Source organism: Rhizobium aureum, from assembly GCF_030182495.1.
Classification (GTDB): Bacteria; Pseudomonadota; Alphaproteobacteria; order Rhizobiales; family Rhizobiaceae; genus Rhizobium; species Rhizobium tropici_C.
The window spans coordinates 69,840-94,600 of record NZ_JAQJCI010000001.1 but is presented as its reverse complement, the minus strand read 5'-3'; the positions used below and the strand labels follow the sequence as shown (position 1 = coordinate 94,600).

26 protein-coding genes and 1 pseudogene are annotated in these 24,761 nt (G+C 59.8%); 10 read left to right on the top strand and 17 right to left on the bottom strand.

What is annotated here, in order from left to right:
- Positions 1 to 128: 128 nt before the first annotated feature.
- From PH552_RS00450 to PH552_RS00425, 6 genes and pseudogenes are all read right to left on the bottom strand, one after another.
- Complete coding sequence (locus tag PH552_RS00450; RefSeq protein WP_285165317.1) at positions 129 to 860, bottom strand: SDR family NAD(P)-dependent oxidoreductase; 732 nt, start codon at positions 858 to 860, stop codon at positions 129 to 131.
- A 70-nt stretch (positions 861 to 930) separates the two neighbouring features.
- Positions 931 to 1,509 (bottom strand): TetR/AcrR family transcriptional regulator, encoded by a 579-nt coding sequence (locus PH552_RS00445; protein ID WP_285165316.1) that lies wholly within the window; start codon positions 1,507 to 1,509, stop codon positions 931 to 933.
- Between the two features lie 432 nt (positions 1,510 to 1,941).
- Positions 1,942 to 2,358 (bottom strand): organic hydroperoxide resistance protein, encoded by a 417-nt coding sequence (locus PH552_RS00440; RefSeq protein WP_285165315.1) that lies wholly within the window; start codon positions 2,356 to 2,358, stop codon positions 1,942 to 1,944.
- A gap of 163 nt (positions 2,359 to 2,521) precedes the next feature.
- Positions 2,522 to 3,852 (bottom strand): annotated as a pseudogene (locus PH552_RS00435) (sensor histidine kinase).
- Entirely contained in the window at positions 3,849 to 4,589 is a 741-nt protein-coding gene (locus tag PH552_RS00430; protein WP_145633521.1) for a response regulator, read from the bottom strand. Before PH552_RS00430 ends, PH552_RS00435 begins: the two are co-directional and overlap by 4 nt.
- Before the next feature lie 123 nt (positions 4,590 to 4,712).
- Complete coding sequence (locus tag PH552_RS00425; protein WP_285165314.1) at positions 4,713 to 5,768, bottom strand: alpha/beta fold hydrolase; 1,056 nt, start codon at positions 5,766 to 5,768, stop codon at positions 4,713 to 4,715.
- Positions 5,769 to 6,115: 347 nt separating this feature from the next.
- Between PH552_RS00425 and PH552_RS00420 the strand changes: the two genes are divergently transcribed.
- Complete coding sequence (locus PH552_RS00420) at positions 6,116 to 7,885, top strand: cytochrome c biogenesis protein DipZ (protein WP_285165313.1); 1,770 nt, start codon at positions 6,116 to 6,118, stop codon at positions 7,883 to 7,885.
- 40 nt (positions 7,886 to 7,925) lie between these two features.
- Positions 7,926 to 8,684: an alpha/beta hydrolase gene (locus tag PH552_RS00415; RefSeq protein WP_285165312.1), complete on the top strand. Its 759-nt coding sequence runs from the start codon at positions 7,926 to 7,928 to the stop codon at positions 8,682 to 8,684.
- A 53-nt stretch (positions 8,685 to 8,737) separates the two neighbouring features.
- On the opposite strand, the gene PH552_RS00410 is transcribed toward PH552_RS00415, so the two are convergent.
- Positions 8,738 to 10,330, bottom strand: a complete 1,593-nt coding sequence (locus PH552_RS00410) for an ABC-F family ATP-binding cassette domain-containing protein (protein WP_285165311.1) — start codon at positions 10,328 to 10,330, stop codon at positions 8,738 to 8,740.
- 230 nt (positions 10,331 to 10,560) lie between these two features.
- Positions 10,561 to 11,070 (bottom strand): cytochrome P460 family protein, encoded by a 510-nt coding sequence (locus tag PH552_RS00405; RefSeq protein WP_285165310.1) that lies wholly within the window; start codon positions 11,068 to 11,070, stop codon positions 10,561 to 10,563.
- Between the two features lie 324 nt (positions 11,071 to 11,394).
- On the opposite strand from PH552_RS00405, the gene PH552_RS00400 reads away from it, so the two are divergent.
- Positions 11,395 to 12,654 carry an epoxide hydrolase family protein gene (locus PH552_RS00400; RefSeq protein ID WP_483315471.1) on the top strand — a complete coding sequence of 420 codons (1,260 nt, stop codon included), beginning with the start codon at positions 11,395 to 11,397 and terminating at the stop codon, positions 12,652 to 12,654.
- 200 nt (positions 12,655 to 12,854) lie between these two features.
- On the opposite strand, the gene PH552_RS00395 is transcribed toward PH552_RS00400, so the two are convergent.
- From PH552_RS00395 to PH552_RS00380, 4 genes are read right to left on the bottom strand one after another with little or no spacing between them, the layout of a single operon-like run.
- Positions 12,855 to 13,103 carry a hypothetical protein gene (locus PH552_RS00395; RefSeq protein ID WP_285165308.1) on the bottom strand — a complete coding sequence of 83 codons (249 nt, stop codon included), beginning with the start codon at positions 13,101 to 13,103 and terminating at the stop codon, positions 12,855 to 12,857.
- A gap of 20 nt (positions 13,104 to 13,123) precedes the next feature.
- Positions 13,124 to 14,257: a hypothetical protein gene (locus PH552_RS00390; protein ID WP_285165307.1), complete on the bottom strand. Its 1,134-nt coding sequence runs from the start codon at positions 14,255 to 14,257 to the stop codon at positions 13,124 to 13,126.
- A gap of 57 nt (positions 14,258 to 14,314) precedes the next feature.
- Positions 14,315 to 15,529 carry an NO-inducible flavohemoprotein gene (hmpA, locus tag PH552_RS00385; RefSeq protein WP_285165306.1) on the bottom strand — a complete coding sequence of 405 codons (1,215 nt, stop codon included), beginning with the start codon at positions 15,527 to 15,529 and terminating at the stop codon, positions 14,315 to 14,317.
- Positions 15,510 to 16,232: a TehB-like domain-containing protein gene (locus tag PH552_RS00380; protein WP_285165305.1), complete on the bottom strand. Its 723-nt coding sequence runs from the start codon at positions 16,230 to 16,232 to the stop codon at positions 15,510 to 15,512. Before PH552_RS00380 ends, hmpA begins: the two co-directional genes overlap by 20 nt.
- A gap of 104 nt (positions 16,233 to 16,336) precedes the next feature.
- On the opposite strand from PH552_RS00380, the gene PH552_RS00375 reads away from it, so the two are divergent.
- Positions 16,337 to 16,795, top strand: coding sequence for an Rrf2 family transcriptional regulator (locus tag PH552_RS00375; protein WP_285165304.1), 459 nt, complete (start codon positions 16,337 to 16,339; stop codon positions 16,793 to 16,795).
- Here PH552_RS00375 and ada read toward each other — a convergent pair.
- Entirely contained in the window at positions 16,752 to 17,834 is a 1,083-nt protein-coding gene (gene ada / locus PH552_RS00370; RefSeq protein ID WP_285165303.1) for a bifunctional DNA-binding transcriptional regulator/O6-methylguanine-DNA methyltransferase Ada, read from the bottom strand. The two genes, PH552_RS00375 and ada, sit on opposite strands and share 44 nt — an antisense overlap.
- Complete coding sequence (locus PH552_RS00365; protein WP_285165302.1) at positions 17,834 to 18,238, bottom strand: YybH family protein; 405 nt, start codon at positions 18,236 to 18,238, stop codon at positions 17,834 to 17,836. Before PH552_RS00365 ends, ada begins: the two co-directional genes overlap by 1 nt.
- Before the next feature lie 175 nt (positions 18,239 to 18,413).
- Here PH552_RS00365 and PH552_RS00360 point away from each other — a divergent pair, with 175 nt between their 5' ends.
- From PH552_RS00360 to PH552_RS00345, 4 genes are all read left to right on the top strand, one after another.
- Entirely contained in the window at positions 18,414 to 18,926 is a 513-nt protein-coding gene (locus PH552_RS00360) for an RrF2 family transcriptional regulator (protein WP_285165301.1), read from the top strand.
- Between the two features lie 11 nt (positions 18,927 to 18,937).
- On the top strand, positions 18,938 to 19,690 hold the full coding sequence (locus PH552_RS00355) for an SDR family oxidoreductase (protein ID WP_285165300.1): 753 nt from the start codon (positions 18,938 to 18,940) through the stop codon (positions 19,688 to 19,690).
- Positions 19,691 to 19,715: 25 nt separating this feature from the next.
- Positions 19,716 to 20,153: a cupin domain-containing protein gene (locus PH552_RS00350; protein ID WP_285165299.1), complete on the top strand. Its 438-nt coding sequence runs from the start codon at positions 19,716 to 19,718 to the stop codon at positions 20,151 to 20,153.
- Positions 20,154 to 20,246: 93 nt separating this feature from the next.
- Positions 20,247 to 20,693 carry a carboxymuconolactone decarboxylase family protein gene (locus PH552_RS00345; RefSeq protein ID WP_285165298.1) on the top strand — a complete coding sequence of 149 codons (447 nt, stop codon included), beginning with the start codon at positions 20,247 to 20,249 and terminating at the stop codon, positions 20,691 to 20,693.
- Between the two features lie 79 nt (positions 20,694 to 20,772).
- Here the strand turns inward: PH552_RS00345 and PH552_RS00340 are convergent, their stop codons facing one another.
- Positions 20,773 to 21,684 carry an SDR family NAD(P)-dependent oxidoreductase gene (locus tag PH552_RS00340; RefSeq protein ID WP_285165297.1) on the bottom strand — a complete coding sequence of 304 codons (912 nt, stop codon included), beginning with the start codon at positions 21,682 to 21,684 and terminating at the stop codon, positions 20,773 to 20,775.
- A gap of 62 nt (positions 21,685 to 21,746) precedes the next feature.
- Here PH552_RS00340 and PH552_RS00335 point away from each other — a divergent pair, with 62 nt between their 5' ends.
- Positions 21,747 to 22,682 carry a LysR family transcriptional regulator gene (locus tag PH552_RS00335; protein WP_285165296.1) on the top strand — a complete coding sequence of 312 codons (936 nt, stop codon included), beginning with the start codon at positions 21,747 to 21,749 and terminating at the stop codon, positions 22,680 to 22,682.
- A 109-nt stretch (positions 22,683 to 22,791) separates the two neighbouring features.
- Positions 22,792 to 23,217 carry a phage prohead protein gene (locus PH552_RS00330; RefSeq protein WP_285165295.1) on the top strand — a complete coding sequence of 142 codons (426 nt, stop codon included), beginning with the start codon at positions 22,792 to 22,794 and terminating at the stop codon, positions 23,215 to 23,217.
- 193 nt (positions 23,218 to 23,410) lie between these two features.
- Here PH552_RS00330 and ligD read toward each other — a convergent pair whose 3' ends face one another.
- Positions 23,411 to 24,454 (bottom strand): non-homologous end-joining DNA ligase, encoded by a 1,044-nt coding sequence (gene ligD / locus PH552_RS00325; RefSeq protein ID WP_285165294.1) that lies wholly within the window; start codon positions 24,452 to 24,454, stop codon positions 23,411 to 23,413.
- A gap of 52 nt (positions 24,455 to 24,506) precedes the next feature.
- Positions 24,507 to 24,737, bottom strand: coding sequence for a hypothetical protein (locus tag PH552_RS00320; RefSeq protein ID WP_152094914.1), 231 nt, complete (start codon positions 24,735 to 24,737; stop codon positions 24,507 to 24,509).
- Between the last annotated feature and the right edge of the window lie 24 nt (positions 24,738 to 24,761).

The window sequence follows — 24,761 nt, the reverse complement described above, 5'->3', positions numbered from 1 at the left end:
TTTTGAAGAACCAATTCAAGCGGTCGTAAGGCTGGATATCCCATCCGGCGGTGCGGGCAGTTTTTGCAGCCGCCAAGCAATGACGGCTGCGTTGACGAAGCGCATTGAACTCGTCGAAATGGGAACGATTACAGAACCCATCCTCCATCGATCGTCAAGCTCGACCCAGTCATGTAGGAGGATCGTGGGCCAGCTAGATATGAGACAAGTTCGGCGATCTCTGCGGGATCGGCTACCCTTTTCAACGGGCTGCGGTCCGTGAGAAATTCGATCGACCCAGCGTTCATATCTGTATTCGTCGGTCCAGGTTGGACGTTGTTGACGGTGATCTGTCTCGGAGCGAGATCGAGCGCCAGTCCCTTTACCATGGCGGCGACCGCAGCCTTCGTGAACTGATAGACGCTGCTGCCCGGGAAGCCGGTCCTCTCAGCTGTGTTGGAACCGATCGTGATCACTCGGCCACCGTCCCTCATCTGTGCTACCGCGGCCTGGATCGCTAGGAAAACACCGCGGATATTGACGTCGATCATCAGGTCGAGTTCTTCGAGAGCAACCGCGTCCACGGTATTAATGCGCAGGATGCCGGCGTTAACCACGACGGCATCAAGTGCGCCGAGTTCGTCCACCGCCCTGCGGACTGCGGCCCTGATGGCGTCGGGATTGGCACTGTCAGCCTGGATCGGGACAGCCTTGAATCCTGCCGCCAGGATCGAGGAAGCCAGCTCGGACGCGCTGTCGGGGCGGGAGACGTAGGTAAACGCAACGTCGAAGCCGTCCTCGGCTAACCTACGTACAGACGCCGCGCCAATGCCACGCGCACCTCCAAATACAAGTGCGGCCTTTCTTTCATTGATCGTCATGATTATCTCCATTTTTGACAGATCAGTCCATAATTAGACAAATGAAAACCCGCCCTGTGGGGCAGGCCTTTTAGTTCTTGAGCCGCTCCGTTGCGAACCGGGCCATCGCTTTGAGGTGCTCGCTCGACGATCCGCCGCGCGCCGCAAGCTGGAGGCCCGTCATGGTCATAAGCACAAACGCTCCGGCGTCCTGCGGATCGAGGCTCCCGTCGATCCTTCCCTGCTGCTGCCCTTCCCGAATTCTCGCAGTGATGCCCTTGCAGAGCAATTCGCCGAAGATCTTCCTGCGCTCATTGAGCTCCGCATCCGTAACTCCAAATTCGCCAACGGATCCGACGCCCATGCATCCGAGCGCTCGCTCTTCATCGTCTTCCGCAACAACTCCGGCAAGCAGATTCTCGATACCTTCGATCGGATTACCCGCGGACAGCCGCTTAAGATGTCCGGAGGTCGCTCTCTGTTGATACGCATCCAGCGCCTCAAGATATAGCTTTCGCTTGTCGCCAAATGCCCCGTAAAGGCTCTGGCGGCCTATTCCCATCGCTTGTCGCAGATCGTCTGTGGACGTCGCCGCGAAACCTTTCGCCCAGAACACCCTCAGTGCTTTTTCCAGCGCCGCATCGCGGTCGAACTCTCTCGGTCTTGCCATGCGGGCGATTTATCAATTCTGGACAGATCAGTCAATAAAATTTAGAGCTTGCGGAAAATACGCCGGGGCCTGCCGTTGCAGCAACTTAGGTGGGAAGCCGTCGATAATCATCGAGCGGGATCGATGGGACACTGCAAATTGACACAGCGATGAATAGCTGCGCGGATGGGTGCCAGCGACTCTGATCCTTCGCTAATCAAGCGACCAACCCATCTCTGCCGATAAGCGCTTCCAACGGCTTGCTATAAAAATCATTCATGAGGGAGGTGGAACGGCCAACAGGCCGTCCCTTTAATCGTTCATCGCGAGCTCATCACGCCGACAAGCCCGGCGAGAGCCGAAGGTTCACTCGATGTCGCGTCATAAACGCAAGGGGCCGCAAATAGCGACACGCTCGTGAACAGAACTAGGAGAAACCGCATTTCGATGCTCCTAGATCACGTGGAGTTCCAAATTGATATTCCCCCGCGTCGCCTTCGAATAGGGGCATATCTGATGGGCCTCGTCGACGATCGCCTGCGCAGTGTCCCTGTCCACGCCAGGAATGCTGACATTCAGACGGGCCTGAAGAAAAAACTGGTTTTCGGTCGTTCCGAGATCCACTTCTGCATCGACGGAGGTTTCCGCAGGCAGACGCAACTGCCGCTTTCCGGCAGCGCGGCTCATGGCGCCGATGAAGCAGGCCGACCAGCCTGCCGCGAAAAGCTGCTCCGGGTTTGTGCCGGGGCGGCCGCTTCCCGGAGGAGAAAGCTTCACCTCCAGCGCAGCGTCGTCGCTGCGCGCGAAACCTTCGCGCCCGCCCGTGGTGTGGGTCCGTCCGGTATAAAGAACAGTGTCGATCTTCGGCATGGCAAAACTCCTTCTAAGCTAGGCCAGCGTTGTTCGCTGACAGGGAGGTTTTTCGCCCGCTGGAGTATCTGCACTGTTTCAGGAAAACTGGTGAAATGTATCAAACAGTATATTGGAAAAAGCAGATCCAAAAAAATGAGCGCCGGAATACCGGCGCCCTTCATCATCTCAACGTCAATTCCACAGCGAGCCCGCCGCCGTCGCGATTATAAAGCCTCACCTTGCCGCCAAGGGCCGTGGCCAGTTGCTGAGCGATCGCAAGCCCCAGCCCAGTGCCGCCGGTCTCGCGGTTGCGGGACTGTTCCAGCCGCACAAAAGGCTGCATGGCGGCCTCCAGCATCTCGTCAGGTATGCCCGGCCCCCGATCGAGAATGGTCAGGACCGTTTCGCCGCCCTCCCTTCGCTCGACGCTCAGCTCCGCCGCTCCGGCAAACTTGACCGCGTTGTCGATGGTGTTGGTTAGGATACGTCGCAGCGCATGCGGCTTGGTCGTGATCGTGCCCAGTACGGGGCCAATCACGTCACCGCCTTGCCCGTATCCTGATAATCATAGGCAATGCTGTCGATGAAGGACGAAAGGTCGATGCGCGACGTCTTCTCGCCATTGCCATGCGAACTTCGCGCATAGGCGATGCCATCCTTTACAAGCATTTCGATCTCGCGCAGGTCGCTGACCAGCTTGTCGCGTTCCGGGCTTTCATCCGCCATGTCGACGCGCAGCCGCATGCGGGCGATCGGTGTCTGCAGGTCATGGGAGATAGCCGCAAGGATTTGCACCCGTTCCTCGAGATGATGGGCGATCCGGTCGCGCATGGCGTTGAACGCCCGCGCCGCATGCGCCACTTCGCGGGGACCGCTCTCGCTAATGGGCTCGCTCTTGGCATTGGGATCAAGCGCATCGGCGGCAGCGGCGAGATCGCCAAGGGGCCGAAATGCATGACGCACGACAAGCCAAGTGCAGGCCACAAGCAGCAGCATCTGCACCGCAAAGACATAAGGCAGCCAGCTGGCCAGCGGCATCACACCGCGCGGTGTCACGTCGATCGTCAGCGGGGAACCGTCGGAAAGCGTCAGATGCCCCTGCAGCCTGCCGTTCTCGCCGGGAATGGCTTGTACCGTCAGCGGGAATTTTTGACCCGCGGCGTCCTCGATCCGAGCGGCAATCTCGGCTCCACGCCCCGACATGTCAGGGACGCCCGGAACTCCTGTTCCGAGCTCCAGCCGATAGTTTCCGCGGCTGAGGCGATCGAGCCATGCCGGACGTTCTGCCGCCGGCAGCCTGTCGATCACCGCGATCGAGGTTGCAAGGTCGCTTTCGAGCGTACCGAGCATCACGGCCTTGGCGGATGTGTAACGCTCGAAAAACAGGATGCTGAAGGAAAGGCCATAGGCAATCGCAAGGCCCGAAAAGAGGATGAGAAACAGGCGCGCGCGCAGGGTGCCCGGCCAGAAGGCGAAATGCCGGCCCGCCTTGTCCGCCGCCGGCTCCGTCATGTCCTGGGCTCCGAGATTTCTACCGGCACCGCGAAGACATAACCTTCCGCACGCACCGTCTTGATATAGGTCGGCTCGCGCGCGTCGTCGCCCAGCCGCTGGCGGACGCGGCTGACGAGAAGATCGATCGAGCGGTCGAACAGTTCCGCATCTCGGCCTTGCGTCAGGTTCAAAAGCTGGTCGCGGTTGAGAACGCGCTGCGGATGGTCGATGAAGACGCGGAGCAGCCGATATTCCGCGCCGCTGAGGGCAATCTCCGTGCCCTCGGGATCGAGCAGATGCCGGCCGACGGTATCGAGGCGCCATGTTCCGAAGGTCAGGATCTGGCCCGCCTCGCTGATCTGCAGGTTCGGCGGCAGCATTCTCGTGCGGCGAAGAACAGCCTTGATGCGAGCCAGAAGCTCGCGCGCCGCAAAAGGCTTCGGCAGATAGTCGTCCGCACCCATTTCCAGCCCGATGACGCGATCCATCTCGTCGTCGCGGGCGGTCAGCATCAGGACCGGCGTTGCCTTGTGCTTGCCGGCCCGCAGCTCCCGGCAAAGAACCAGCCCGTCATCGCCGGGCATCATCACGTCGAGCACAATCAGATCCACCGCATTGGCATCCAGGAAACTGCGCATCTGCCGGCCATCGGCCGCGACGCTGGTGCGCAGGCCGTTTTTCTTCAGATAGCTCGACACCAGTTCACGGATCTCGCGATCGTCATCGACGATCAGGATATGGTCGATATGCTCCATCTCGGGTTCTCGCATCCTCTGTCTTTGCTGCGTGTCGAGGCATTCTCATTTAGCCCCGGATGCGGCCGCCGCGAAGCCGCGAAATGCACCGCGGCGACCTGTTCATCCGGAAATTCGCCGCGGCTAGAATTTCGCGACGTCGAGCACCGCACGGGCGAATTCCGCAGGCGCTTCCTGCGGCAGGTTGTGACCGATACCACCACCGATCGTGCGATGTTCGTAGCGTCCCGAAAACCGGGCGGCATAGGCGGACGGATCCGGATGCGGCGCACCATTAGCGTCTCCCTCCATGGTGATGGTGGGGATGGTCACCACCGGTGCCTTGGCAAGCAGCGCCTCATAGGCATCGTATTTCGCCTCGCCCGCAACCAGTCCGAGCCTCCAGCGATAATTGTGGATGGTGATATCCACATGGTCGGGATTGTCGAATGCGCTGGCGGAACGGTTGAAGGTTTCGTCATCGAACTTCCAGGTCGGCGACGCGGTCTGCCAGATGAGACGTGCAAAATCATGGGTATGCGCAGCGTAACCGGCGCGGCCGCGTTCGGTGGCGAAATAGAACTGGTACCACCAGGCAAGCTCGGCCTTGGGCGCAAGCGGAGCGCGATTGGCTTCTTGGCTGCCGATCAGATAACCGCTGACGGACACAAGCGCCTTGAAGCGCTGCGGCCAGAGCACGGCCATGATATCCGCAGTCCTCGCACCCCAGTCATAGCCGGCGACGATCGCGGTCTCGATCTTGAGCGCGTCCATCAACGCAATCATATCGACCGCAAGGGCAGCCTGCTGGCCATTACGCGGTGTTTCGGACGAGAGAAACCGTGTCGTGCCATAACCGCGCAGATAGGGGACGATGACCCGATAGCCGGCATCGGCAAGGATCGGCGCAACATCGACATAGCTGTAGATATCGTATGGCCATCCGTGCAGGAGCAGGACGACGGGACCATTTGCCGGGCCGTCCTCGGCATATCCGATATTGAGGACGCCGGCATCGACCTGCTTCAGGGCAGCAAATTTCGTATGGCCGCCCGGCCTGCCTTGCGAATTGCCGGATGACCCGGCCGCGGCGGCGGATTGGGCATTGGCCAGCGACGTGGCGCCGAGCTCGACGGCTGCGACGGTCATGGCTGCCAGGCCGAAGAAACGGCGGCGTTGAAGCTGAAACATATCGGTCATGGGTTTTCTCCGGTTCGCGTTGATGACGATCCCCAAGAAACAGCCCGTATGTATTGTCGATATGTCCTGCGACCTACTCAACTGCAAGCAAGTGTAGCGGCACGCCGCCGAGATACAGTTCGATACAAAGACCTCGCCTCGCCTGCGCGAAAAGACGACGAGATGGCCGGTCCCGCCCGCCTGATTGTTTCACACTGTAGCGGCGGGAGCGCCTCCTACACTCGGATACATTTCTCCCCGAAGCCGGACACATCCGGGATACCTGCGCCCGACCAGATTGGCGCAGTTGCCGATCACGCCCATGTCGGCGGCGCCAAGATCCACCCAGGGCTTCAGAGGACATGATCATGACGCTTCTCGTCATTGCCTATCTCGGAGGGGCGCTCACCATCCTGAGCCCCTGCATCCTGCCGATCCTTCCCTTCATCTTTGCCCGTGCGGGACAGCCGTTTCTGCGCAGCACGCTGCCCATGCTGGCGGGCATGGCCGCGACATTCTCGCTCGTCGCGACGCTCGCTGCGATCGGCGGTGGCTGGGCCATCGAGGCCAATGAATTCGGCCGGCTTGCCGCTCTGCTGCTGCTTGCGCTGTTCGGCCTCGGGCTGATCTCCCCCCGCATCGCCACCATCCTGAGCCAGCCTGTTGTCAGGCTCGGTAACCGCCTGATGATTGCCGCCGGAAAGCCGGGCAGCGTTCCCACCGCTGCGGGCTCTCTGCTTCTCGGCATTGCCACCGGTCTCCTCTGGGCGCCCTGCGCCGGGCCGATCCTCGGTCTGGTGCTGACCGGTGCCGCCCTGCAGGGCGCCAATCTTGAAACCACGGTTCTCCTTGGAGCCTATGCCGCGGGCGCAGCCACATCGCTTGCCCTTGCCCTTTTGGCAGGTGGGCGCATCTTTGCCGCCTTGAAGCGGTCCCTGGGTGTCGGCGAGCGTATTCGCCAAGTCCTTGGCGCAGCTGTCATTGCAGGCGTTGGCGTCATCGCGCTCGGCCTAGACACCGGCCTCCTCGCCAAGCTTTCCTATGCCAGCACGTCTTCCTTCGAACAGGCGGTTCTCGATCGTCTCCACACCCGGCCAGGCGAAGGCGGCATGGAGGTCGCAAGCGCCGACAATTCCATGCTCGCCGGCAACGGCAAACCGTTTCACGCCGACCTTCCCGTCGAAGGACGCGCGCCTTCACTGGGCGGTGCCGTGGAATGGCTGAACTCGCCGCCGCTTTCCGCGGAGGCCCTGAAGGGCAAGGTCGTGCTCGTCGATTTCTGGACCTATTCCTGTATCAACTGCATCCGCACAATTCCCTATGTCCGCGCCTGGGCCGAGAAATACAAGGATCAGGGCCTCGTCGTGATCGGCGTGCATGCGCCGGAATTCGCCTTCGAGAAAAAGATCGACAATGTCAAAAAGGCGATCTCCGACTTCAAGATCGGCTATCCCGTCGCCATCGACAATGATTACAGGATCTGGCGTGCCTTCAATAACAGCTACTGGCCGGCCAGCTATCTGATCGATGCCAAGGGCAATATCCGCTACCACCATTTCGGCGAAGGCAATTATGGCCGGACCGAGCAGGCGATACAGGATCTGCTGAGAGAAGCCGGCAGCGACGTGGCCACCACTGCGCCCGTCAAGCCCGAGGCAAAAGGCGCAGAAGCGAGCGCTGACCTGAAGGATATCCGCTCAGGCGAGACTTATATCGGGTACCGGCAGGCCACCGGCTTTGCCTCGAACGAAGGCCTTCGTCCCGGCTCTTCCGGTACCTATTCGATCGACAGGCCCGGCCTGAACGAATGGGGACTGTCCGGCAGCTGGACTGTCGGCGCGGAAGAAGCGACCCTCGACAAGAGCGACGGTGCTATCACTTACCGGTTCAGCGCCCGCGACCTGCATCTCGTATTGGGGCCGGATGGCTCGGGAAAACCGGTCCGTTTCCAGGTGACGATCGACGGCCACGCGCCCGGCGCCGACCACGGCACGGATACCGATGCCGACGGTAATGGCACGGTCACATCCACCCGCCTCTACCAGCTTGTCCGTCAGTCCGGCGACGTCACGCCCAGAACCTTCACCATCCGTTTCCTCGATCCCGGCGTGCAGGCCTACGCCTTCACTTTCGGCTGAACTCCTTCCCTCACCTATCCAGACAATAAAGGATCACGACATGAACCGCCGTTTTATCTCCATCGCAGCAATCGCATTTGCCACCAGCGTCATCGCCTTCGCCGCACAGGCTGCGGAGGTGAAGAACATCGTCATCGTCCATGGCGCCCTTGCCGATGGCTCCGGCTGGCGCAAGGCAACCGAGATCCTCGTGGACCGCGGCTTCAACGTCACCATCGTGCAGGAGCCGATCACCTCTCTCGCCGACGATGTCGCCGCCACCAACCGCGTACTCGACCTGCAGGACGGACCGTCGCTCCTCGTCGGCCACAGCTATGGCGGCATGGTCATAACCGAGGCGGGCAACAACCCCCATGTTGCAGGCCTCGTTTATGTGGCGGCCTTCCAGCCCGACAAAGGGGAAAGCCTGTTCGATCTGGCAAGCTCCAAGCCTGCCGGCGGAATGAACATCCGCGAAACGAAGGACGGGAAATATCTCTACCTGGACCCCGCTGCATGCGCGGGTGACTTTGCCGGTGACCTTCCGAAGAAGGACGCCGAATTTCTCGCCAGATCGCAGGTCTTTGCCGCCAAGCAGGCTTTCGCGGCGAAGATTAGCGAGCCGGCCTGGAAGACGCGCAAGAGCTGGGCGGTCGTCGCCACCCATGACCGTTCGATCAATCCCGATCTCGAACGCGACATGGCGAGGCGTGCGGGCAGCGATGTGACCGAGATTGCGGCAAGCCACGCCGTTTTCGCCTCCCAGCCCGAAAAGGTCGCCGATGTGATCGAAAAGGCGGCAAAAGCCCTTTCACACTAAGACCCCGCAGATCTCCGATCAAACTGAGCCGCGCCCAAAAAGGCGTGGCTTTTTTACGCTCCGAGCGGCGCGCCAAGCTGAAAACGCCGAGTGATGCCGATGGCCTCGAGGAAAGCCTCGTCATGGCTGACCACCAGAAGCGCACCATCATAGGCGACCAGCCCCGCCTCCACGGCGGCGATGGAGTCAAGATCGAGGTGATTGGTCGGTTCGTCGAGAATAAGCAGTTGCGGCGGCCTTTCTCCACCGAGGACACAGGCCAGGCCGGCGCGCAGCATCTGCCCACCCGACAATTGTCCCACTTGCCTGAGGCTGGCATCGCCACGAAACATGAAACGGGCGAGAGCCGCCCGGCAGGCATTTTCGCTGGCTCCGGGATTGAGCCGCATGAAATTGTCCCGGATCGACAGCTGCGGCTGAAGCAGGCTGACCTTCTGGTCGAGAAAGGCGCATGGCACCTCGACCCTGACGGACCCTGAAAACGGTGCCAGGCCTCCAGTGATGACGGACAGCAGCGTCGTTTTGCCCGTGCCGTTCGAGCCTATGATGGCAAGCCGCTCGGGACCAGTCATTGTCAGCGAAAGATCAGAGAGGACTGGTGCATCGCTTGCATAACCCGCAGTCACCTTGTCCAGCCGCAGCACCGTCCTTGACGCCACAAGACCCGTGGATGGCAGCGAAACCTTGAAGGGATCGAGAACCTCGATACGCCGTCGCGCCTCAGCCACCTCTGCCCTGGCCTCCCCGGTCACCCGGCTTGCGGCAGCAGCATTATCACCGCCTGTCTGCTCGGCACGCATGGCGCGCGCGCCGGCAGAAATCCTCGGCAATCCGCCCTCCGCCGCCTTTCTCTTACCCGCGCCATCGCGGCGCGCCTGCCGCTCGGCAGTCTCCTGGGCCTTGCGCTCCACCTCGCCGAGCCGCTTCTGTGCGTCGGCCAGATCATGACGCGCGGCAGTAAGCTCCAGCGCCTTGCGTTCGCGGTAATGGCTCCAGTTGCCGCCATACCGGCTAATACCAAGGGAGGTCAGTTCGACCACGGCATCGACGATTTCGAGCAATTCACGGTCATGGCTAACAATAATCGCACCCTGTCTCCAGCCATTCAAAAGCTCGATCACCGCCGCCCGGCCATCCCGGTCGAGATTATTGGTCGGTTCGTCGACGATCAGGAACTCAGGCGCACGATAGACTTGAGCAGCAAGCGCTGCGCGTGTGCGCTGTCCGCCCGAGAGCCTTGCAAGCGACGTGGTCATGGGCATGGACAAGCCGAAACGCGCCAGTGCCGCCTCGATATTCGCCTCAAGCATCCAGTCGATGTCCGCTAGTTGCTCCAGCGTTGCACTCCCTGCCTGCGCCCGCGCGAGCAGAACCAGCGCATGCCGCGCGCCGAAGAGGTCGGCAACCGTTTCCTCCTCGGCCACCTGCACAGTTTGGCGCAGGACATGGGTGCGTGATGGCGCAGTGACAGATCCCTGAGACGGCGACAATTCGCCTGATATCAGCTTCAGAAGCGTTGTCTTGCCGATGCCGTTGCGGCCAACAAGTCCAGCGCGTTCAGGACCGAAGACGATATTCAGATTGGAGAAGAGCGGGCGTCCGTCAGGCGTGGACCAGGATAGATTGGAAAGAGTGATGGAAGGCATGAACAAGGTTTCCCCATGTGGCAAGGCAAGGTGGCGTTGCGATCGGGTTGAAATCCATTGTCGGCTATCCTGTTTGGAACGTTAGATCTGCCACCATAAGCGCAATATGCGATGCGCTCAAGTTTGTGGCAGTCGCGATGAGACGCGATAGAAGAGCGAAAACGGAACTGGAGGTCACCTGGCCTCATGTCCGCGTACTATCGCGGTTTCCGAAACAAGCTTTTGAACCGTTACGGCGCGTATCGCGTGAACACGTAGTCATGATCTTTAACGTTGCTTTCGTGGCAGGAGAGACAGGTCTCGTGCTGCGCAACATCAACCGGTTTCCCATCGACGAAACGCCCGAAACCCCACCCATGGCTGTCCGGATATTTTTTCGTATCCTTCACCATGACTTGAACCGTGGTCGGCGCGCCGGGAACCGTCGCAGGCGCAAACTCGGTCGATTGTTTTCGTTTGTAAGCGAGCTTCACCAAGATCGAGCCATCGGGGAAAGGGAGCGTACCGCTTTTATAGGCGTTGATCGCAATATCGTTCCCCAACACCGCTCGCAATTCATCGAGCGGCGGCGCCTCTTGTGCCGGCGCGATAAATTTCCAGTCCCGATAGCCTTCGGGTATGGTGACACCATATATGGGAGAGGCATTTTCGGGCCCGTTGCCAGCTGCGGCGGAGTATGTCGCCGCTACGCCGGTCGCTGCAAGCGACAGTGCGATGGAACAGAAGAGTGCGCTTCTCATGGGACCAGCCTTCATGTTCTGATTTCGATCAGACCTTATTTGTCGGTCCATGTATCTGGCATGTTTCCACGGATACCCTTCTTTGTATCTCACTGTAGCCTCGGCGTTGCGGACACTGGACTGTATCGGCCAAAATTACACCTACAGTCTCGATACAATTCGGGTTGTTCACGAAACATGCCGGATACGTTGGCTCCGTAAATCCCTCCTGCACCCAGATGTCGTCACCGACGACTTTAAGAAGGAGAGGGTTGAATGACTTCGATCATCACGTTATCCCGCCGCAATCTGCATCTCGTCTCGGCTTTTGCGATCGGCTCTCTGATGTTGCTACCGGTCTTGGGACCACGGCAAGCAAGCGCTGCTGAAACGGCCGCAATCACTGCCACCGAGCAGAAGGCCGATGAAAGCATCAGGCCCTTCAAGATCCATGTCGACCAGTCACAGCTCGACGACCTGCGTCGCCGCATCGCCGGCACGCGTTGGCCCGACAAGGAGACTGTCGGGGATATCTCTCAAGGCATTCAGCTTGAACGGGTCCAGAACCTGGTTCGGTACTGGGGAACCGACTATGACTGGCGCAAGGCGGAGCAGGAACTGAACGCACTGCCGGAATTCATCACGACGATCGACGGTGTGGATATCCAGTTCATTCACGTTCGGTCGCGCCATCCAAATGCTTTGCCCCTCATTCTGACCCATGGGTGGCCTGGATCGCAGTTCGAGTTCATCAAGGCCATTGGCCCGCTGACCGATCCGACTGCATTTGGCGGTCGCGCGGAAGATGCTTTCGACGTGGTCATTCCCTCTATTCCCGGACATGGGTTTTCGGGTAAGCCGACTGAACTCGGCTGGGGACCGGATCGTGTTGCCAAGGCCTGGGACGTGTTGATGAAGCGCCTCGGCTACACAAGCTATGTCTCCCAGGGCGGCGACCACGGTTCGGTCATCTCGGATGCGCTGGCGCGGCAGGCTCCACAAGGCCTGCTCGGCATTCACCTGAACATGCCCGCAACCGTCCCCGGCGACCTCATGAAGGGTATCAATGCCGGCGATCCGGCTCCGGCGAGCCTGTCGCAGCCTGAACGAGACGCTTACCACTCGCTCAGCACGTTCTTTGGCCGGAATGCCGCCTATGGTGCGATGATGGTTACCCGTCCTCAGACCATTGGTTACTCGCTGGCCGACTCCCCGTCCGGTCTCGCGGCCTGGATCTACGAGAAGTTTGCGCAATGGAGCGATAGCGACGGTGTACCTGAGCGGGTCCTCTCCCGAGACGACATGCTCAACGACATTACGCTCTACTGGCTGACCAATGTTGGTGCGTCCTCGTCGCGTTTCTACTGGGAAAACAACAACAACAATTTCAGCTCGGAGACGCAGAAGACAAAGGACATCAAGGTCCCAGTCGCCATCACGGCCTTTCCGAAGGAAATCTACAAAGCACCTGAAAGCTGGAGCAGACAGGCCTACCCTTCTCTGGTCTATTACAGCCAGGCGGCGAAAGGCGGTCACTTCGCAGCGTGGGAGCAGCCCCAGATTTTCGCCGAAGAGCTGCGCGCCGCGTTCAAATCCATGCGCTGATCGCGCACCTCGTTCATGCGGTGACAGATGGCATCGCATGAACATCTCATCCAGCTGATGGCACTTTGCGTTAAATCCAACGCTCTTGAAGGTACACGAACCGCAGACCTCTCATTGCTTAGGCGGAGTTTCTGCTTCGTGGCAAAACGTTGTTCAGATTTCTTACCAGTCGGCTATCACTTCGAGCGAAGCATCTCAGCCTAGCCCAATGAGAACAAAATCTCGCCGGTTGCGATGACTTCAAACATCGTCAGATCCACCAACTTCACCTTCTCCCCCTCGCTCGTCTTCCAAAACCGAGCGCCGGGGAACCAGCGCTCGCCTTGTTTGGTTTGCTGTTTCAATCGGTATTGGAACTCTCTCACCTGCAAAAGACGTCCGTTGCAGGCGACAACGTCTATCGAACTGAGCAGCTCGATCGACGTTTCACCTAGCGGGTAGAGCTGCATAATCCAATTCTCTTCTGTCGTCAGTGTCCATGCGCTTGCGTGTCCGAAGGTCCGCCCGGACCGTGTGGATGTTCGCTGCTATAGGAGTGGGTCGTCTTCGTCTGAAGATCGTTCGGGTCAATTCCGTTAATGCCGAAGAATGCCACGTGCAGTCCCCAGTAGGCAGTGCAAAAGACGATCAGAGCGCCTGACAATCCTACGGGCACGTTGATCAACTTGCGCTTCAGCCCTGTGAACAGATCAAGGCCTGAACGCTGTTCGGCAGCCACCGCGATGAGGATTGCCATGATGAGGCCATGGCCTATCAGGTCTATTCGTCCGAAGGGCCATACCGCAGCCGTGAAGATCACGAGGAGGGCTATCGCTGAAAGGCGCCGGATTAGAGGGGTCCAGAGAAGCCCGAAACCCAGAGTGAACTCGGTCACTCCAGCCATAGGGATGAAGGCGTCGCGCGGCATGCCAAATGTCAGGAACGGCTTTTCTACGACCAGCGGATAGAACCAGCTTGGAAAGGCGAATTTTTCGAGGCTTGACCACATCAGCGCAACGGCAAGCCCCCACCGCAGGGCTTCAAAGCGGCGTTCCCTGAGGGCTTCGTTCTTCTGGGGTTCGAGGATGAGGTACACGGCGACGCCCAAGCCGAGGGCAAGATAGTCGAAAAGATGAAACAGTTCATAGTCGCGTAGGGCGAGCACCCAGAGAGCTATGATTCCAACCCCTGCAAGCGGCATCGTCGCGCGCCAGAAGATGCAGCATGCTATGACGAGTTGCAGCCAGGATACCCATTCGTGCGGCGTCTTCAAATCAGGCGTCAGGTACACGTTGCCGACAGAGAATATAGCGACGAAAAACGCGGCGATGATGCATCGGATGTAATCGTCCTGCCGCAACCATATGGGGTTTGTTGCCTTGTTCAAGCCCGCGATCGTTGCGCCACCCCATTTGCTCAGCTCGACGAGGCGGGTCAGCAAGAAGAACAGCAACACCAATCCGATGCCGACCCAGAACCATATGTCAGCAAGTGTTTTTCCGATCGGCTCTGGAGGCGCTCCGACAATATAGGGCGCGAACCATTTGACGTGCGCGGATGCACTGGCGGGGAGGAGCAGGGGAGAGATAATAAGAGGTGCTGCGCGTTTGAGATCATTCAACATGGAGGTTTCTTTCGTGGAGCGTGTGGGGCGGGCTAGGGCCTCCCCCACTTTCGAAGATCAGGCTGCCAGTAAGTCGTCGGCTGGTCCGAAGTATTCAAAATGAATGCGATCGGCTTCAACACCCGCGTTCCAGAGGCCAGTCACAAGCGATTTCAGAAACGGCTTCGGGCCGCAGAGGTAGAATTCGCCTGTTTCGAACGGTGTATTGTGCTTGAGCCAGTCCACGCTGATGAAGCCGTCAAAGTCGTGAGTGAGGCCGGCGGCGTCCGTCGGCGCAGGTTCGCTGTAGAACGTAGCCACCGAAATGCGTCCGTGGTCTCTGGCGATCGACCTGACGTGGCGATCCATGGCATGGGTCGAGCTGTTCAATGCAGCATGAACGTAATGGGTATGCACGTCAGGATAATGCCCGCCGATCGTTTCCACCATGCTGACCATAGGGGTGAGACCGACACCAGCTGAGAGAAGAATGACGGGCCGGACGGGCTCTTCCGGCAGGAAGAAATCTCCAGCCGGCGGCGTCGCCTCGATCGTGTCTCCGACCTGAGCGGTATCGTGCAGGAACCGCGATCCGCCCGCACCCTTGGCTTCCCGTTTGACAGAGATGCGATAGTAGTCGTCGTTCGGCGAGCACGAGATCGAGTAGTTCCGTTTTATTTGAGAACCGTCCGGAAGAAACAGACGGAAAGTCAGATACTGGCCGGGCTTGTGCCTGACGATGCTCCCGCCATCGGCAGGTTTCAGTATGAACGTCGTGATGACGCTGCTTTCCTCGCGCTTCTCCGCGATCACAAAGGGTCGCCAGCCGTTCCAGCCGCCGACCTGCGCTTCGAGACTCTCGCGGATATCAGCTTCGCGCTCCATAAGGAGATTGGCGAGGAACCAATACGCCTCACCCCAAGCCTCGATCAGCTCTGGCGTGGCAGCGTCGCCCAGCACGTCTTTGATCGCGGCCAGGAGCGCGGTGGCGACGTAAGGATAGTGCTCCGGGAGGATGTGGTACCCGATGTGCTTGTGAGCAATACGCTCAACCACCGGAACGACCGGGGCGAGATTATCGATGTTCTGGGCATAGGCAATGATCGCCGCCGCCAGTGCGTGAACCTGCGATCCTCCCTCCCCCTGGTTTGAGTGGTTGAACAGCTCTTTGATATGCGCGTCCTGGAAAAGCCGGGCATACATCGCCGTCGTGATAGCAGTTCCATGGACGGCGAGCGCAGGTGCGCTTGCCTTTACGATCCTGATGGTGGTGTTACTGAGAGGGGCAGGCATCATGGCGTCCTTGCTGGTTAAGGTTGAGGTTTGGTCGGGGATCGCGGTCAAAGAATTCGAGCTGGAAGCGCACGGGGCCTTGCAGCTCGAGATGGTGAGGCCGACGCGGTTCGATGAAACCAGGGTTTTGCGGGTCGAGGACAATGGGTTGGATGGCCGCCCCTTCGAAGTGAAGGACAACCTGCCCGTCCATGATCCTCACAACCGCCCATGCGCCGTCCTTTGTCTGGTGCTGGCTGAGCAAAGCCGGCGGCACGGTCACCTGGTCGAAGATCCTCGTTCTGCGATATGGCTCTGTAACCGCTGCATCCGACGGCCAGCGGGCGCCGATAACGGCCTCTGAGCCATACATCGCCCTATTCAGTCGATCCGCTATTCGAGTGGCTTTCGTCTGCATTTCCTGCGCAACGGCAGGCGGTACCATATCGTTGGTGGTTTCCTCCCATAGCTGAAGCCATCGGGAAAACATTTGGGGCTGGATCCGGTGAGCATGGATGACGTGCATCGCAACGGGATTTCCCTTGTAGCGCCCGCTGGTGAGCATCAACGATGACCAGAAGTCCTCAAGCCGCTGCAGGTGTTCCGTCCAGTCCGCCACGACTTCGTTGAAAACCGGCCCAAGCTCGGGATCGCGCCTGACCAGCGCATAGAATCTCGACAGCACCGGCATGATGTCTTCCTGCTGAATTGTCTGGGTAACCATGACTCACCTAAATGATGCAAAACAGATGCATCTATTCGTGGGACTAAAAACATGCTATGTAAATGCATATTTTGTACGGCTGCCATTTTGTCGCAGGAATGCTGATGAAACTCTCGACCTACAGTGACTACGCGATGCGGGTGATGATCCACTTGGCGGCAAAGGACGATGCCCTGACATCCATCCGTCAGGTTGCCACCATCTATGATATTTCCCAGAACCACCTGATGAAGGTCGTTCAGGATCTTGCCGGCGCCGGGTTTATCGAAGCGATGCGTGGTCGTAATGGTGGCATCCGCCTTGCGCGGCCGGCCGATCAGATCAACCTCGGATCGATCCTCCGCCACACGGAAAAGCTGACGGACCTCTTCGTCTGCGATGGATGCATCATCGCCCCCGCATGCGGTCTTCCCGTGGTCCTCCAAGAGGCGACAGCCGCGTTTGTCTCCGTATTCGACCGCTACACCCTGGCCGACGTCGCTCGCAGGAAATCCGATCTTGCTGCGCTACTCACAATCATCACAGATGCGGACCCCGCTGGCTCTCGCCCAGGCATTCTTTAGCAGCGCAGCGGTCCGAGGCGAAGCTTGCCTCCCTTCTCAGAAGCTCGCATTTGCGATCGATGCCCCAGGTGTAGCGGAAGGCGGAGCCGTCGCTCTTTGTTACGCGATGGCAGGGAATAGCGACGGCCAGTGGATTACTCGCGCAGGCGCTGGCGACCGCTTTCCCTCCTTTCCTGCTCCCGATCCTGCGAGCAAGCTCCTCGTAGCTCACCGTCTGGCCCGGCGGAACTTCCCGCAGGGCGGTCCATACCCGCCTTTGAAACGCGGTTCCCCGTACGTCGAGAGGAAGGTCCAAACCCAGGCCGGGAGCTTCTACCATTCCGACGACGCAGGCGACGACATGTTCGTAGTCCTGGTCGCCGCCGACGAGATTGGCGCTCGGGAAGCGATCCTGAAGATCTCTGAGGAGCTTACCCGGATCATCCCCTATCAGAATCGCGACGACGCCCTTTTTGCTCGACGCGACAAGGATCGAGCCAAGAGACGCCAGACCGAGGGCGAAGCGGATAGTTTCCGCGCGTCCGCCAGCGCGGTAGTCTGCAGGCGCCATCCCGAGCGCTTTGTTCGAGACCGCGTAGAACCGGCTGCTCGAGCCGTAGCCGGCGTCGTAAAATGTCGACGTCACCGACTTTCCCGGCCGTAGTCCTTCTCGTAGGAGGGCTGCCCGCTTCTCCTGAATGTATGCTCGCGGGGTCACTCCTGTTTGCGCGCGGAACGTCCGGTGGAAGTGCCCTTCGCTGACGCCGAGCGCATGTGCGAGAGCCGCCACAGTCGGAGAGCTGTCCCCGGCATCGATCAGCCTGCACGCCTCGGCAACCAGATTGGCATTCCTCCTGGCGAAATCCTCGTCGTCGGGACGGCATCGTCGGCAGGGGCGAAAGCCTGCTCTTTGTGCGTCGGAGACGCACCCGAACCAGCGCATGTTCTCAGGACGAGGCGGACGGGAGATGCACGTCGCCCTGCAATAGACGCCGGTTGTGAGCACGCCGCGGAATGCGGGCGCTGTCGCCTCGTTCGGAACTTCCGCGGCGTCCGTCATCAGCCGGCGCTCCTCGGCATCGAGCCGAACGGGTTGTCGATCAGGTAGCGCCACAGACCGTCCGCCCCCCTGCGCGCGATGTCGGTCGCGGTGGCGACCATGTTGATCTCCGTGCCATCTTTCGCGGTGCCGATATATGACCAATCGAGGATGAGGGACGCGACGTCGCCAGCCACGAACAGGTGACGCTGCGTGATCGACATCTGAAGGCCGAGGCTGAAGTACTTGGAAAGCTCCCTGCCGATTGCCTCTTTGCCTACGTGAGCGACGCCCGCGGCGTCGACGATCAATCCCTCCGGCTCGTAGAAGCCGAGCATGGTCTCGACGTCGAGCGAGTTCAGATGGGCGAGAAGCGCCGGGACGATGCCTTCCGGTGTCGAGGAGAGTGCGAGCTTGGTGGTCATTCGATGTCCTTTGATGTTGTTCCGCTGCTGCGAGCGTCCTGACTATGGCGAGGCACCAAGGCGTCGAAACTCCGTTTTCTGATCTGATATTCGGAATTTCGAGCGCGCCAAGTGATCGGGCATTGACACCAATCACAATCATAGACATTTTATATCCACGATTAGGAGATGCAAGATGAAACTAAGCGAAGGGGTCGAGCAAGCCATCCACTGCACGGCATTCCTGGCGGGGTTGTCAGAAGACGGCGTGCTGTCGGCAGGAGCACTCGCCGAACTGCACGGCGTGTCGACGAGCTATCTGCTGAAGCACCTGCAGGCGCTGTCCGGCGCCGGAATCGTCGGAACGACGCCGGGGCCGAAGGGTGGTTATCGACTAGCCAAGGCCCCGAAGGATATCAGCCTACTCGACATCGTCCTCGCGGTCGAAGGACCGGCACCCGCTTTCCGGTGCGCCGAGATCCGCCAACGGGGACCGAACCCTCTGCCGCAGCGCTACTTCACCAAGCCCTGCCAGATCAATGCCGCGATGCTGAAGGCCGAAAAGGCCTACCGCGCGGAACTCGCCAAGGTGTCCGTCGCGGACCTTCTGGCGGACCTCGGCGCAGACGACGACGGCGGTATCGCCGCCCGCGGATGCGCCTTCCTCGAACTCCACGAACGCAAGACGGGCAATCGCGCCTCGTCATAGGAGAAAGCACCATGACCAAGATGAAGAAGGTCGTCGTCATCGGCGGCACGGGCCTGATCGGCTCGAAGGCAGTAAAGCTGCTGCAGGACGCCGGCCACGAAGCCGTCGCCGCAAGTTCTCGCAACGGCATCAACGCCTATACGGGTGAAGGACTGGAAGAAGTCCTTGAAGGAGCGGACGCCGTCATTGACGTGTCGAACATGATGTCGTTCGACAAGGCCGTCATCACCGATTTCTTTGGAACGTCGAGCCGCAACCTAACGAGCGCGGAACAGGCCGCGGGCGTGCGCCATCACGTGGTCCTCTCGATCGTCAATGTCGATGGCCTTGCCGCCAACCCGTACATGGCCGGCAAGCTGGCGCAGGAAGAGGCGGTGGCATCGTCGGGCCAGGCCTATACCATCGTCCGAGCAACGCAGTTCCACGAGTTTATCGAAACCCTGGCCGGCGCCTATGCAGCCGACGGTGCAGTGAAAGTGCCGGATATCGACTTCCAACCGATCGCAGCCGATGACGTCGCCGCCGCTCTGGTGGAGACCGCGCTGGGAGGCCCGAAGAATGGAACAGTCGATCTTGCCGGACCCGAGCGCGCACCGTTCGAATCCTTCATCCGGACCTATCTCGATGCAAAGGGCGACGCCCGGCCGGTGAGCGCCGATGCCTCCGTCGACTACTTTGGCGCTCCCGTCGTCACGGGCTCGCTGGTGCCCAGCGGCAACTACATCAAGGGCGGGATCACGCTCGCTGGATGGCTTAACACCTAAACCACCGAACATCAGGAGAAAAATCATGAAAGCATTTCTCTATGCGGCCGCCGCACTGGCAGCCTCGCTGGCTGCGGCCCAGGCGCATGACGTCACCAAGCCTGCGCTGGCCTACGATACGAAGGACGCCAAGGTGACACTGGTCTATGAGCATCCTCTTCCAGACGTACCAGGCAAGAGCATCAAGGCCGCACTGGTCGAGTACGGCCCCGGCGGTTATAGCGCCGCGCACACCCACGCGAAGTCCGCGCTGATCTACGCAACGATCCTTGAAGGCGCTGTCATGAGCGCGGTGAACGGCGGTGAGACCAAGACCTTTACCGCCGGTCAGAACTTCACCGAACTACCGGGCGACCGCCACGATGTCAGCGCCAATGCCAGCAAGAGTGAGCCGGCGAAGCTGCTCGCCGTGTTTGTCGTTGATACTGACGACACCATCCTGACGACGCCGCGCAAGCCGTAGATCGACCTACCAAACCTAGCCCTCAACTAATGAATGAGCAGCGACGGCTTCTCCGGCGGCCGGAGAACCGTGTCCTCAAGAAAGGAAAGCAAGATGTCCCGCTTGAACTGGTCCGAAGTCGCCCCCGAGGGCGCAAAGGCGCTCTATGGTGTCCACCACTATGTTACAACCAAGACGAACCTGCCGGACGAGTTGATCCACCTCGTCTTCCTGCGCGTGTCGCAGATCAACGGCTGCGCCCACTGCATCGACCTGCACAGCCGCGATTTGCGCAAGACGATGTCAGTGGACAAGATCACCCTGCTGCCGGTATGGCACGAGGTGCCCCATCTGTTCAGCGAGCAGCAACGGGCTGCTCTCGCTTGGGCCGAGGAAGTGACCAACGTCAGCCAGACTCACGCGTCTGATGAGGCATATGCCGCAGCCGCAGCCGCCTTCGAACCAAAGGACCTCGTCGATCTAACGATCACGATTGCCGCGATGAATGCCTTTAATCGCCTCGGGGCGCCGTTCCGGCTTGCAGTAGCGGCAAAGGCCTGATCGCGGCTGTTGCGGTCGGCAAGGAACCAACCTGTCGGTCTCTCCAAGGTCCGGCAGGTTACGCAAACCGAAGCGTCGATCAGGCCATCCGAGTCGCCATCTCCCAAAGACGAAAGGCGTTTTCCGGATCGATCGCGTATCTCGCCACGCCTTTGAAGGGCCCAGGTCCGCGCTCGTCGACGACTGGGGCTTCCTGACAGTCGTCGAAATATCTTCCGGAAATGCCCTCTACCAGAGGCGAACCCGCGAGCAGCACCGACGTGGCTGCCCCCTGTTCAATCGTCTTGCGCAGATGCTCGGGGGTTCGAAGCCCGCCGGTGTGCTTTTGAAGGCCGGTCGCAATCGCTCCGGGATTGAGCGCATTGGACGTGATGCCGTCGCTGGCCCAGTTCTTGGTGATTCCGACGGACATCAGGATGCAGGCTGTCTTTGACTGCCCATAGGCAAGCAGCGGATCGTACGGAATGAAGCGGAAGTCCGGATCGTCCCAGAATACCGGCGCAAAGAGGTTGCCGGTCGAGGCGACCGAAACGACACGGGCACCATTTGCCTTGGCCAGATGCGGACGCAGGCCGAGTGCGAGCGCGAAATGCCCCAGGTAGTTCGTGGCGAACTGCATCTCCCGTCCTTGCGCATTCCGCTGCAATTCCGGAATGGCCATGACACCCGCGTTGTTGACGAGGACGTGCAGAGGCTCGTTCCAGCTCTCTGCGAATTCCTTCACGGAAGTCAGGTCGGCGAGGTCGAGGCGACGAACGCGGAGGCGGGATTCAGGCATTGCGCGCTTCAGCTCCGCAACAGCCCTTTCGGCTTCATCCGGTCGGCGGGCCGCAATCGTCACAGCCGCGCCTGTTGCGGCGAGAGCGCGGCTCGTCTCCAACCCGATGCCTGCGGCGCCACCGGTCACAATGACATTCCGGCCGGCAAGGTCGATACCCTCCAATACATCGGCGGCGGTCGACGAGAACCCAAACGGGATGGGTGATGTCATGGTCATTCTCCTTCAGACATTCGGCTTGCCCAAAAGATAAGCACGTGGCATTCGTGAACTAGATGACCAACGCTGGACGCAATGATGAGATAATTCGAACAGTCGGCTCGCTCCCGCCGGGCGAGCTAGCAGCCTTCCTTGCCGTTGCCGAGCACGGTGGGTTTCGTGCCGCGTCAAGGACGCTCGGCCAGACGCCGTCGGCGCTGAGCCACGCGGTCGCCGGACTTGAGAGACGTCTAAAGGTGAAGCTCTTCCACCGTTCGACCCGGAACGTATCTCTGACGGAACCGGGGCGGAGACTTGCTGAGAGACTGATGCCGGCGCTTGCGGAAGTTGGCCTCGCGGTCGAGGAGCTGCACGACCAGACTGCCTCGTTGTCCGGACTCGTGCGGATCAACTGCGACGCCAACGCCGCCGAGCAGGTGCTAATGCCGCTGCTGACCCGCTTCATGAAGCTTCAGCCCGCAGTGCGATTTGAGGTTAGGTCAGAGGGAAGACTGGTCGACATTGCTGAAGGAGGATTCGACTGCGGTGTGCGTGCAGCGGAACTCGTCCCGAGCGAGATGGTCGCGATCCCGATCGGTCCGGACCAGCAGCATATCGTCGTGGCATCGCCCGCCTATCTCGATAATGCGCCTCCCCTCGCAAGCCCATCGGATCTCTCGCTTCACCAGTGCATCCAGCTCCGGATGGCCGGTGGGTCGATCTACCGCTGGGAGTTTCAGCGTCGCGGCGAGAAGATCGTCGTAGCAACGACAGGCAACCTCGTCGTCGACCAGTCCCGACTTCTCCTGGCGGCGGCTCTGGACGGTTGCGGGCTTGCTTATGTCACAAGATGGATGGCGGCTGACGCAGTCGCCGACGGGAGACTCCGGCAGGTGCTATCCGAATGGACCCCGCCCTATCCCGGCCTCTGCCTTTACTACCCGAGACACCGCCATATCGGAGCGGGGATGCGGGCCTTTCTGGACTTTCTGAAGGCCAATCGATCGATCTAAGCTCTTGATGAGAATCGAACCAAAGGTCCCGTCTCGATTTCATAAATCTTTGTAATCATTTAGAGACCGAGAGATAAGCGCCCTCCTGAAGCTCCTGCGAAAGAAGCGTATGTTCGTCATCAGGGAACTTCTTAATCGAAACGACTTAATTGATTGGGCGATCACCGAAGGCTTCCAGGAGATCGTGCCGGCGACCGCGTTACATGTCACGATCGGCAAATTCCACGACCCGAACGTCGGTCGGAAGTTGGTTCCTGCCGCGAGCGATTTGACAATCCGCGCCAGCCAACGAAGAGCTGTCCTGGACTTTGGAGGCATCGTCGTACTGGCCTTTGGTTCCGTCAAGCTCTCACGCCGTCACGTTGAGTTTCGCCGGGCGGGGATGACGTGGTTTTATCGAGACTACACACCCCACGTCTCGTTTGCACTCGACGGCCTGGATCTACGGGACATCCGGCCTTTTGACGGCCGCCTCTGTTTTGGACCGGAGATTTTCAAACCTGATCCGATCCTGGATTCATTGCCAACCGGTTGAAATATTGTCTCCGGGCCACTCCCGGTGTCGTCGGGTTGCGCGCTCAACAGGGAGCTTTTGCCCTCTCAGAGTATGAGGACTGATTTCGCGCCGGCCAGGGAGATCGACGTGTTCACCGACCCGCAATCAGCCACACGATGTTCTATAACGCGATCGCCTCGATACGGACGCGCTCAGAGGATAATTCTGAGCCTCATTGCGGTAGACGATAGACCTCGGCATTGTCCTGCCGCTCCCGAAGTCCCTTGTAGGAAGCATGGCGCAGTTTGCCATCATCGGTCCAGGCACGATATTCGATTTCGGCGATGAGCGTTGGCTGCACCCAAACGACGCCGCGCTGTTTCAAGGCAATCGGCGCCCGCGAGGTCTTGAGCTTATCCAGATCCCTGCGAAGCCTGGTTGCGTCGCGCTCATTGAAGCCTGTTCCGACGTTGCCGACGTAGATGAGATCGTTTCCTTTGTAGGCAGCGAGAAACAAATTGCCGATCCCGCCGTGTGCAACAGCGGAGGGTTCATAGCCGACGATGAAAAAGCTGTCGCTCTGGACGCATTTCACCTTGATCCAATCACCGGTACGACCAGAGCGATAGGGCTGCTCGCGGTTCTTCGCGATTATGCCCTCGAGGCCGTGCGCGCATGCGGCAGCCAGCAGCTCGTCGCCGTCGGCTTCCACCTCTTCGGATAGTTTTATGACGCCTGCATGATCGGCCAGAAGGCCATCCAGGATTTGTCGACGTTCGGCAAGATCCAGCTTTGTCAAATCGTGACCATCGAAATAAAGGAGATCGAAGGCATAGAAGATCGCCTCATCCGCCCGGCGGTGCCCTCCTCTTCCGCCAAGGGCTCGCTGAAGAGCGCCAAAGTTCGACCTCCCCTGATCATCCAGGACGACAGCCTCGCCATCGAGGATCATCGTCGTGCCAAATTTGGCGGCCTCGTTGGTGATCGTCGGAAAGCGATCGGTCCAATCATGCCCGCCACGCGTGAGGACCCGTACGCGGCCTGGTTCAACGTGAATGGCGAGACGATAACCATCCCACTTTATCTCGTAGAGCCATTGCGGCCCTTTCGGGACGTCGGATTTCAGAAGTGCTAGCGCCGGCTCGATCCGCTCCGGCATTGGATCGAGCGGCAATTGCGGTTGGTCTGGATCACGAGCTTTGCGCGCCCGGCTTCGCAGCGGCATTTCCGAGGTGGCGAGAAGTGGTTTTGATGACTTACGCTGGGACTTCGTCATGAAAACAGTGCAGCAGAGAAAGCTTCACGAGTCGAGTCTTTCCGCGTGGCAATCAATCCGGATTGCCTGCTCCTCCCGGCCCCGCCGCCAGTTCCACCAATTGCGTATCTCTGTGCACGCCTTGTCGGTAGAGCTCTATGATGACCGCCGCTGCTCGTTGCGCCTCCTCCGTGTCCTTGCCAACCTTCAGCCTCGTCAAAATTTCGTCCAAGGCCCGCTGGCAAATATCGAGATCATTCGAGGTCAATGGCTCATCATACTTGCTGACAAACCGCTCGGTCATTGCCGTTTTCCTCCTCCCGCCTAT

What these genes read in the sequence shown, in the direction of transcription:
- PH552_RS00450 (WP_285165317.1), bottom strand. Translation starts at nt 860, where the DNA reads ATGACGATCAATGAAAGAAAGGCCGCACTTGTATTTGGAGGTGCGCGT.
- PH552_RS00445 (WP_285165316.1), bottom strand. Translation starts at nt 1,509, where the DNA reads ATGGCAAGACCGAGAGAGTTCGACCGCGATGCGGCGCTGGAAAAAGCA.
- PH552_RS00440 (WP_285165315.1), bottom strand. Translation starts at nt 2,358, where the DNA reads ATGCCGAAGATCGACACTGTTCTTTATACCGGACGGACCCACACCACG.
- PH552_RS00430 (WP_145633521.1), bottom strand. Translation starts at nt 4,589, where the DNA reads ATGGAGCATATCGACCATATCCTGATCGTCGATGACGATCGCGAGATC.
- PH552_RS00425 (WP_285165314.1), bottom strand. Translation starts at nt 5,768, where the DNA reads ATGACCGATATGTTTCAGCTTCAACGCCGCCGTTTCTTCGGCCTGGCA.
- PH552_RS00420 (WP_285165313.1), top strand. Translation starts at nt 6,116, where the DNA reads ATGACGCTTCTCGTCATTGCCTATCTCGGAGGGGCGCTCACCATCCTG.
- PH552_RS00415 (WP_285165312.1), top strand. Translation starts at nt 7,926, where the DNA reads ATGAACCGCCGTTTTATCTCCATCGCAGCAATCGCATTTGCCACCAGC.
- PH552_RS00410 (WP_285165311.1), bottom strand. Translation starts at nt 10,330, where the DNA reads ATGCCTTCCATCACTCTTTCCAATCTATCCTGGTCCACGCCTGACGGA.
- PH552_RS00405 (WP_285165310.1), bottom strand. Translation starts at nt 11,070, where the DNA reads ATGAGAAGCGCACTCTTCTGTTCCATCGCACTGTCGCTTGCAGCGACC.
- PH552_RS00400 (WP_483315471.1), top strand. Translation starts at nt 11,395, where the DNA reads ATGTTGCTACCGGTCTTGGGACCACGGCAAGCAAGCGCTGCTGAAACG.
- PH552_RS00395 (WP_285165308.1), bottom strand. Translation starts at nt 13,103, where the DNA reads ATGCAGCTCTACCCGCTAGGTGAAACGTCGATCGAGCTGCTCAGTTCG.
- PH552_RS00390 (WP_285165307.1), bottom strand. Translation starts at nt 14,257, where the DNA reads ATGTTGAATGATCTCAAACGCGCAGCACCTCTTATTATCTCTCCCCTG.
- hmpA (WP_285165306.1), bottom strand. Translation starts at nt 15,529, where the DNA reads ATGCCTGCCCCTCTCAGTAACACCACCATCAGGATCGTAAAGGCAAGC.
- PH552_RS00380 (WP_285165305.1), bottom strand. Translation starts at nt 16,232, where the DNA reads ATGGTTACCCAGACAATTCAGCAGGAAGACATCATGCCGGTGCTGTCG.
- PH552_RS00375 (WP_285165304.1), top strand. Translation starts at nt 16,337, where the DNA reads ATGAAACTCTCGACCTACAGTGACTACGCGATGCGGGTGATGATCCAC.
- ada (WP_285165303.1), bottom strand. Translation starts at nt 17,834, where the DNA reads ATGACGGACGCCGCGGAAGTTCCGAACGAGGCGACAGCGCCCGCATTC.
- PH552_RS00365 (WP_285165302.1), bottom strand. Translation starts at nt 18,238, where the DNA reads ATGACCACCAAGCTCGCACTCTCCTCGACACCGGAAGGCATCGTCCCG.
- PH552_RS00360 (WP_285165301.1), top strand. Translation starts at nt 18,414, where the DNA reads ATGAAACTAAGCGAAGGGGTCGAGCAAGCCATCCACTGCACGGCATTC.
- PH552_RS00355 (WP_285165300.1), top strand. Translation starts at nt 18,938, where the DNA reads ATGACCAAGATGAAGAAGGTCGTCGTCATCGGCGGCACGGGCCTGATC.
- PH552_RS00350 (WP_285165299.1), top strand. Translation starts at nt 19,716, where the DNA reads ATGAAAGCATTTCTCTATGCGGCCGCCGCACTGGCAGCCTCGCTGGCT.
- PH552_RS00345 (WP_285165298.1), top strand. Translation starts at nt 20,247, where the DNA reads ATGTCCCGCTTGAACTGGTCCGAAGTCGCCCCCGAGGGCGCAAAGGCG.
- PH552_RS00340 (WP_285165297.1), bottom strand. Translation starts at nt 21,684, where the DNA reads ATGACATCACCCATCCCGTTTGGGTTCTCGTCGACCGCCGCCGATGTA.
- PH552_RS00335 (WP_285165296.1), top strand. Translation starts at nt 21,747, where the DNA reads ATGACCAACGCTGGACGCAATGATGAGATAATTCGAACAGTCGGCTCG.
- PH552_RS00330 (WP_285165295.1), top strand. Translation starts at nt 22,792, where the DNA reads ATGTTCGTCATCAGGGAACTTCTTAATCGAAACGACTTAATTGATTGG.
- ligD (WP_285165294.1), bottom strand. Translation starts at nt 24,454, where the DNA reads ATGACGAAGTCCCAGCGTAAGTCATCAAAACCACTTCTCGCCACCTCG.
- PH552_RS00320 (WP_152094914.1), bottom strand. Translation starts at nt 24,737, where the DNA reads ATGACCGAGCGGTTTGTCAGCAAGTATGATGAGCCATTGACCTCGAAT.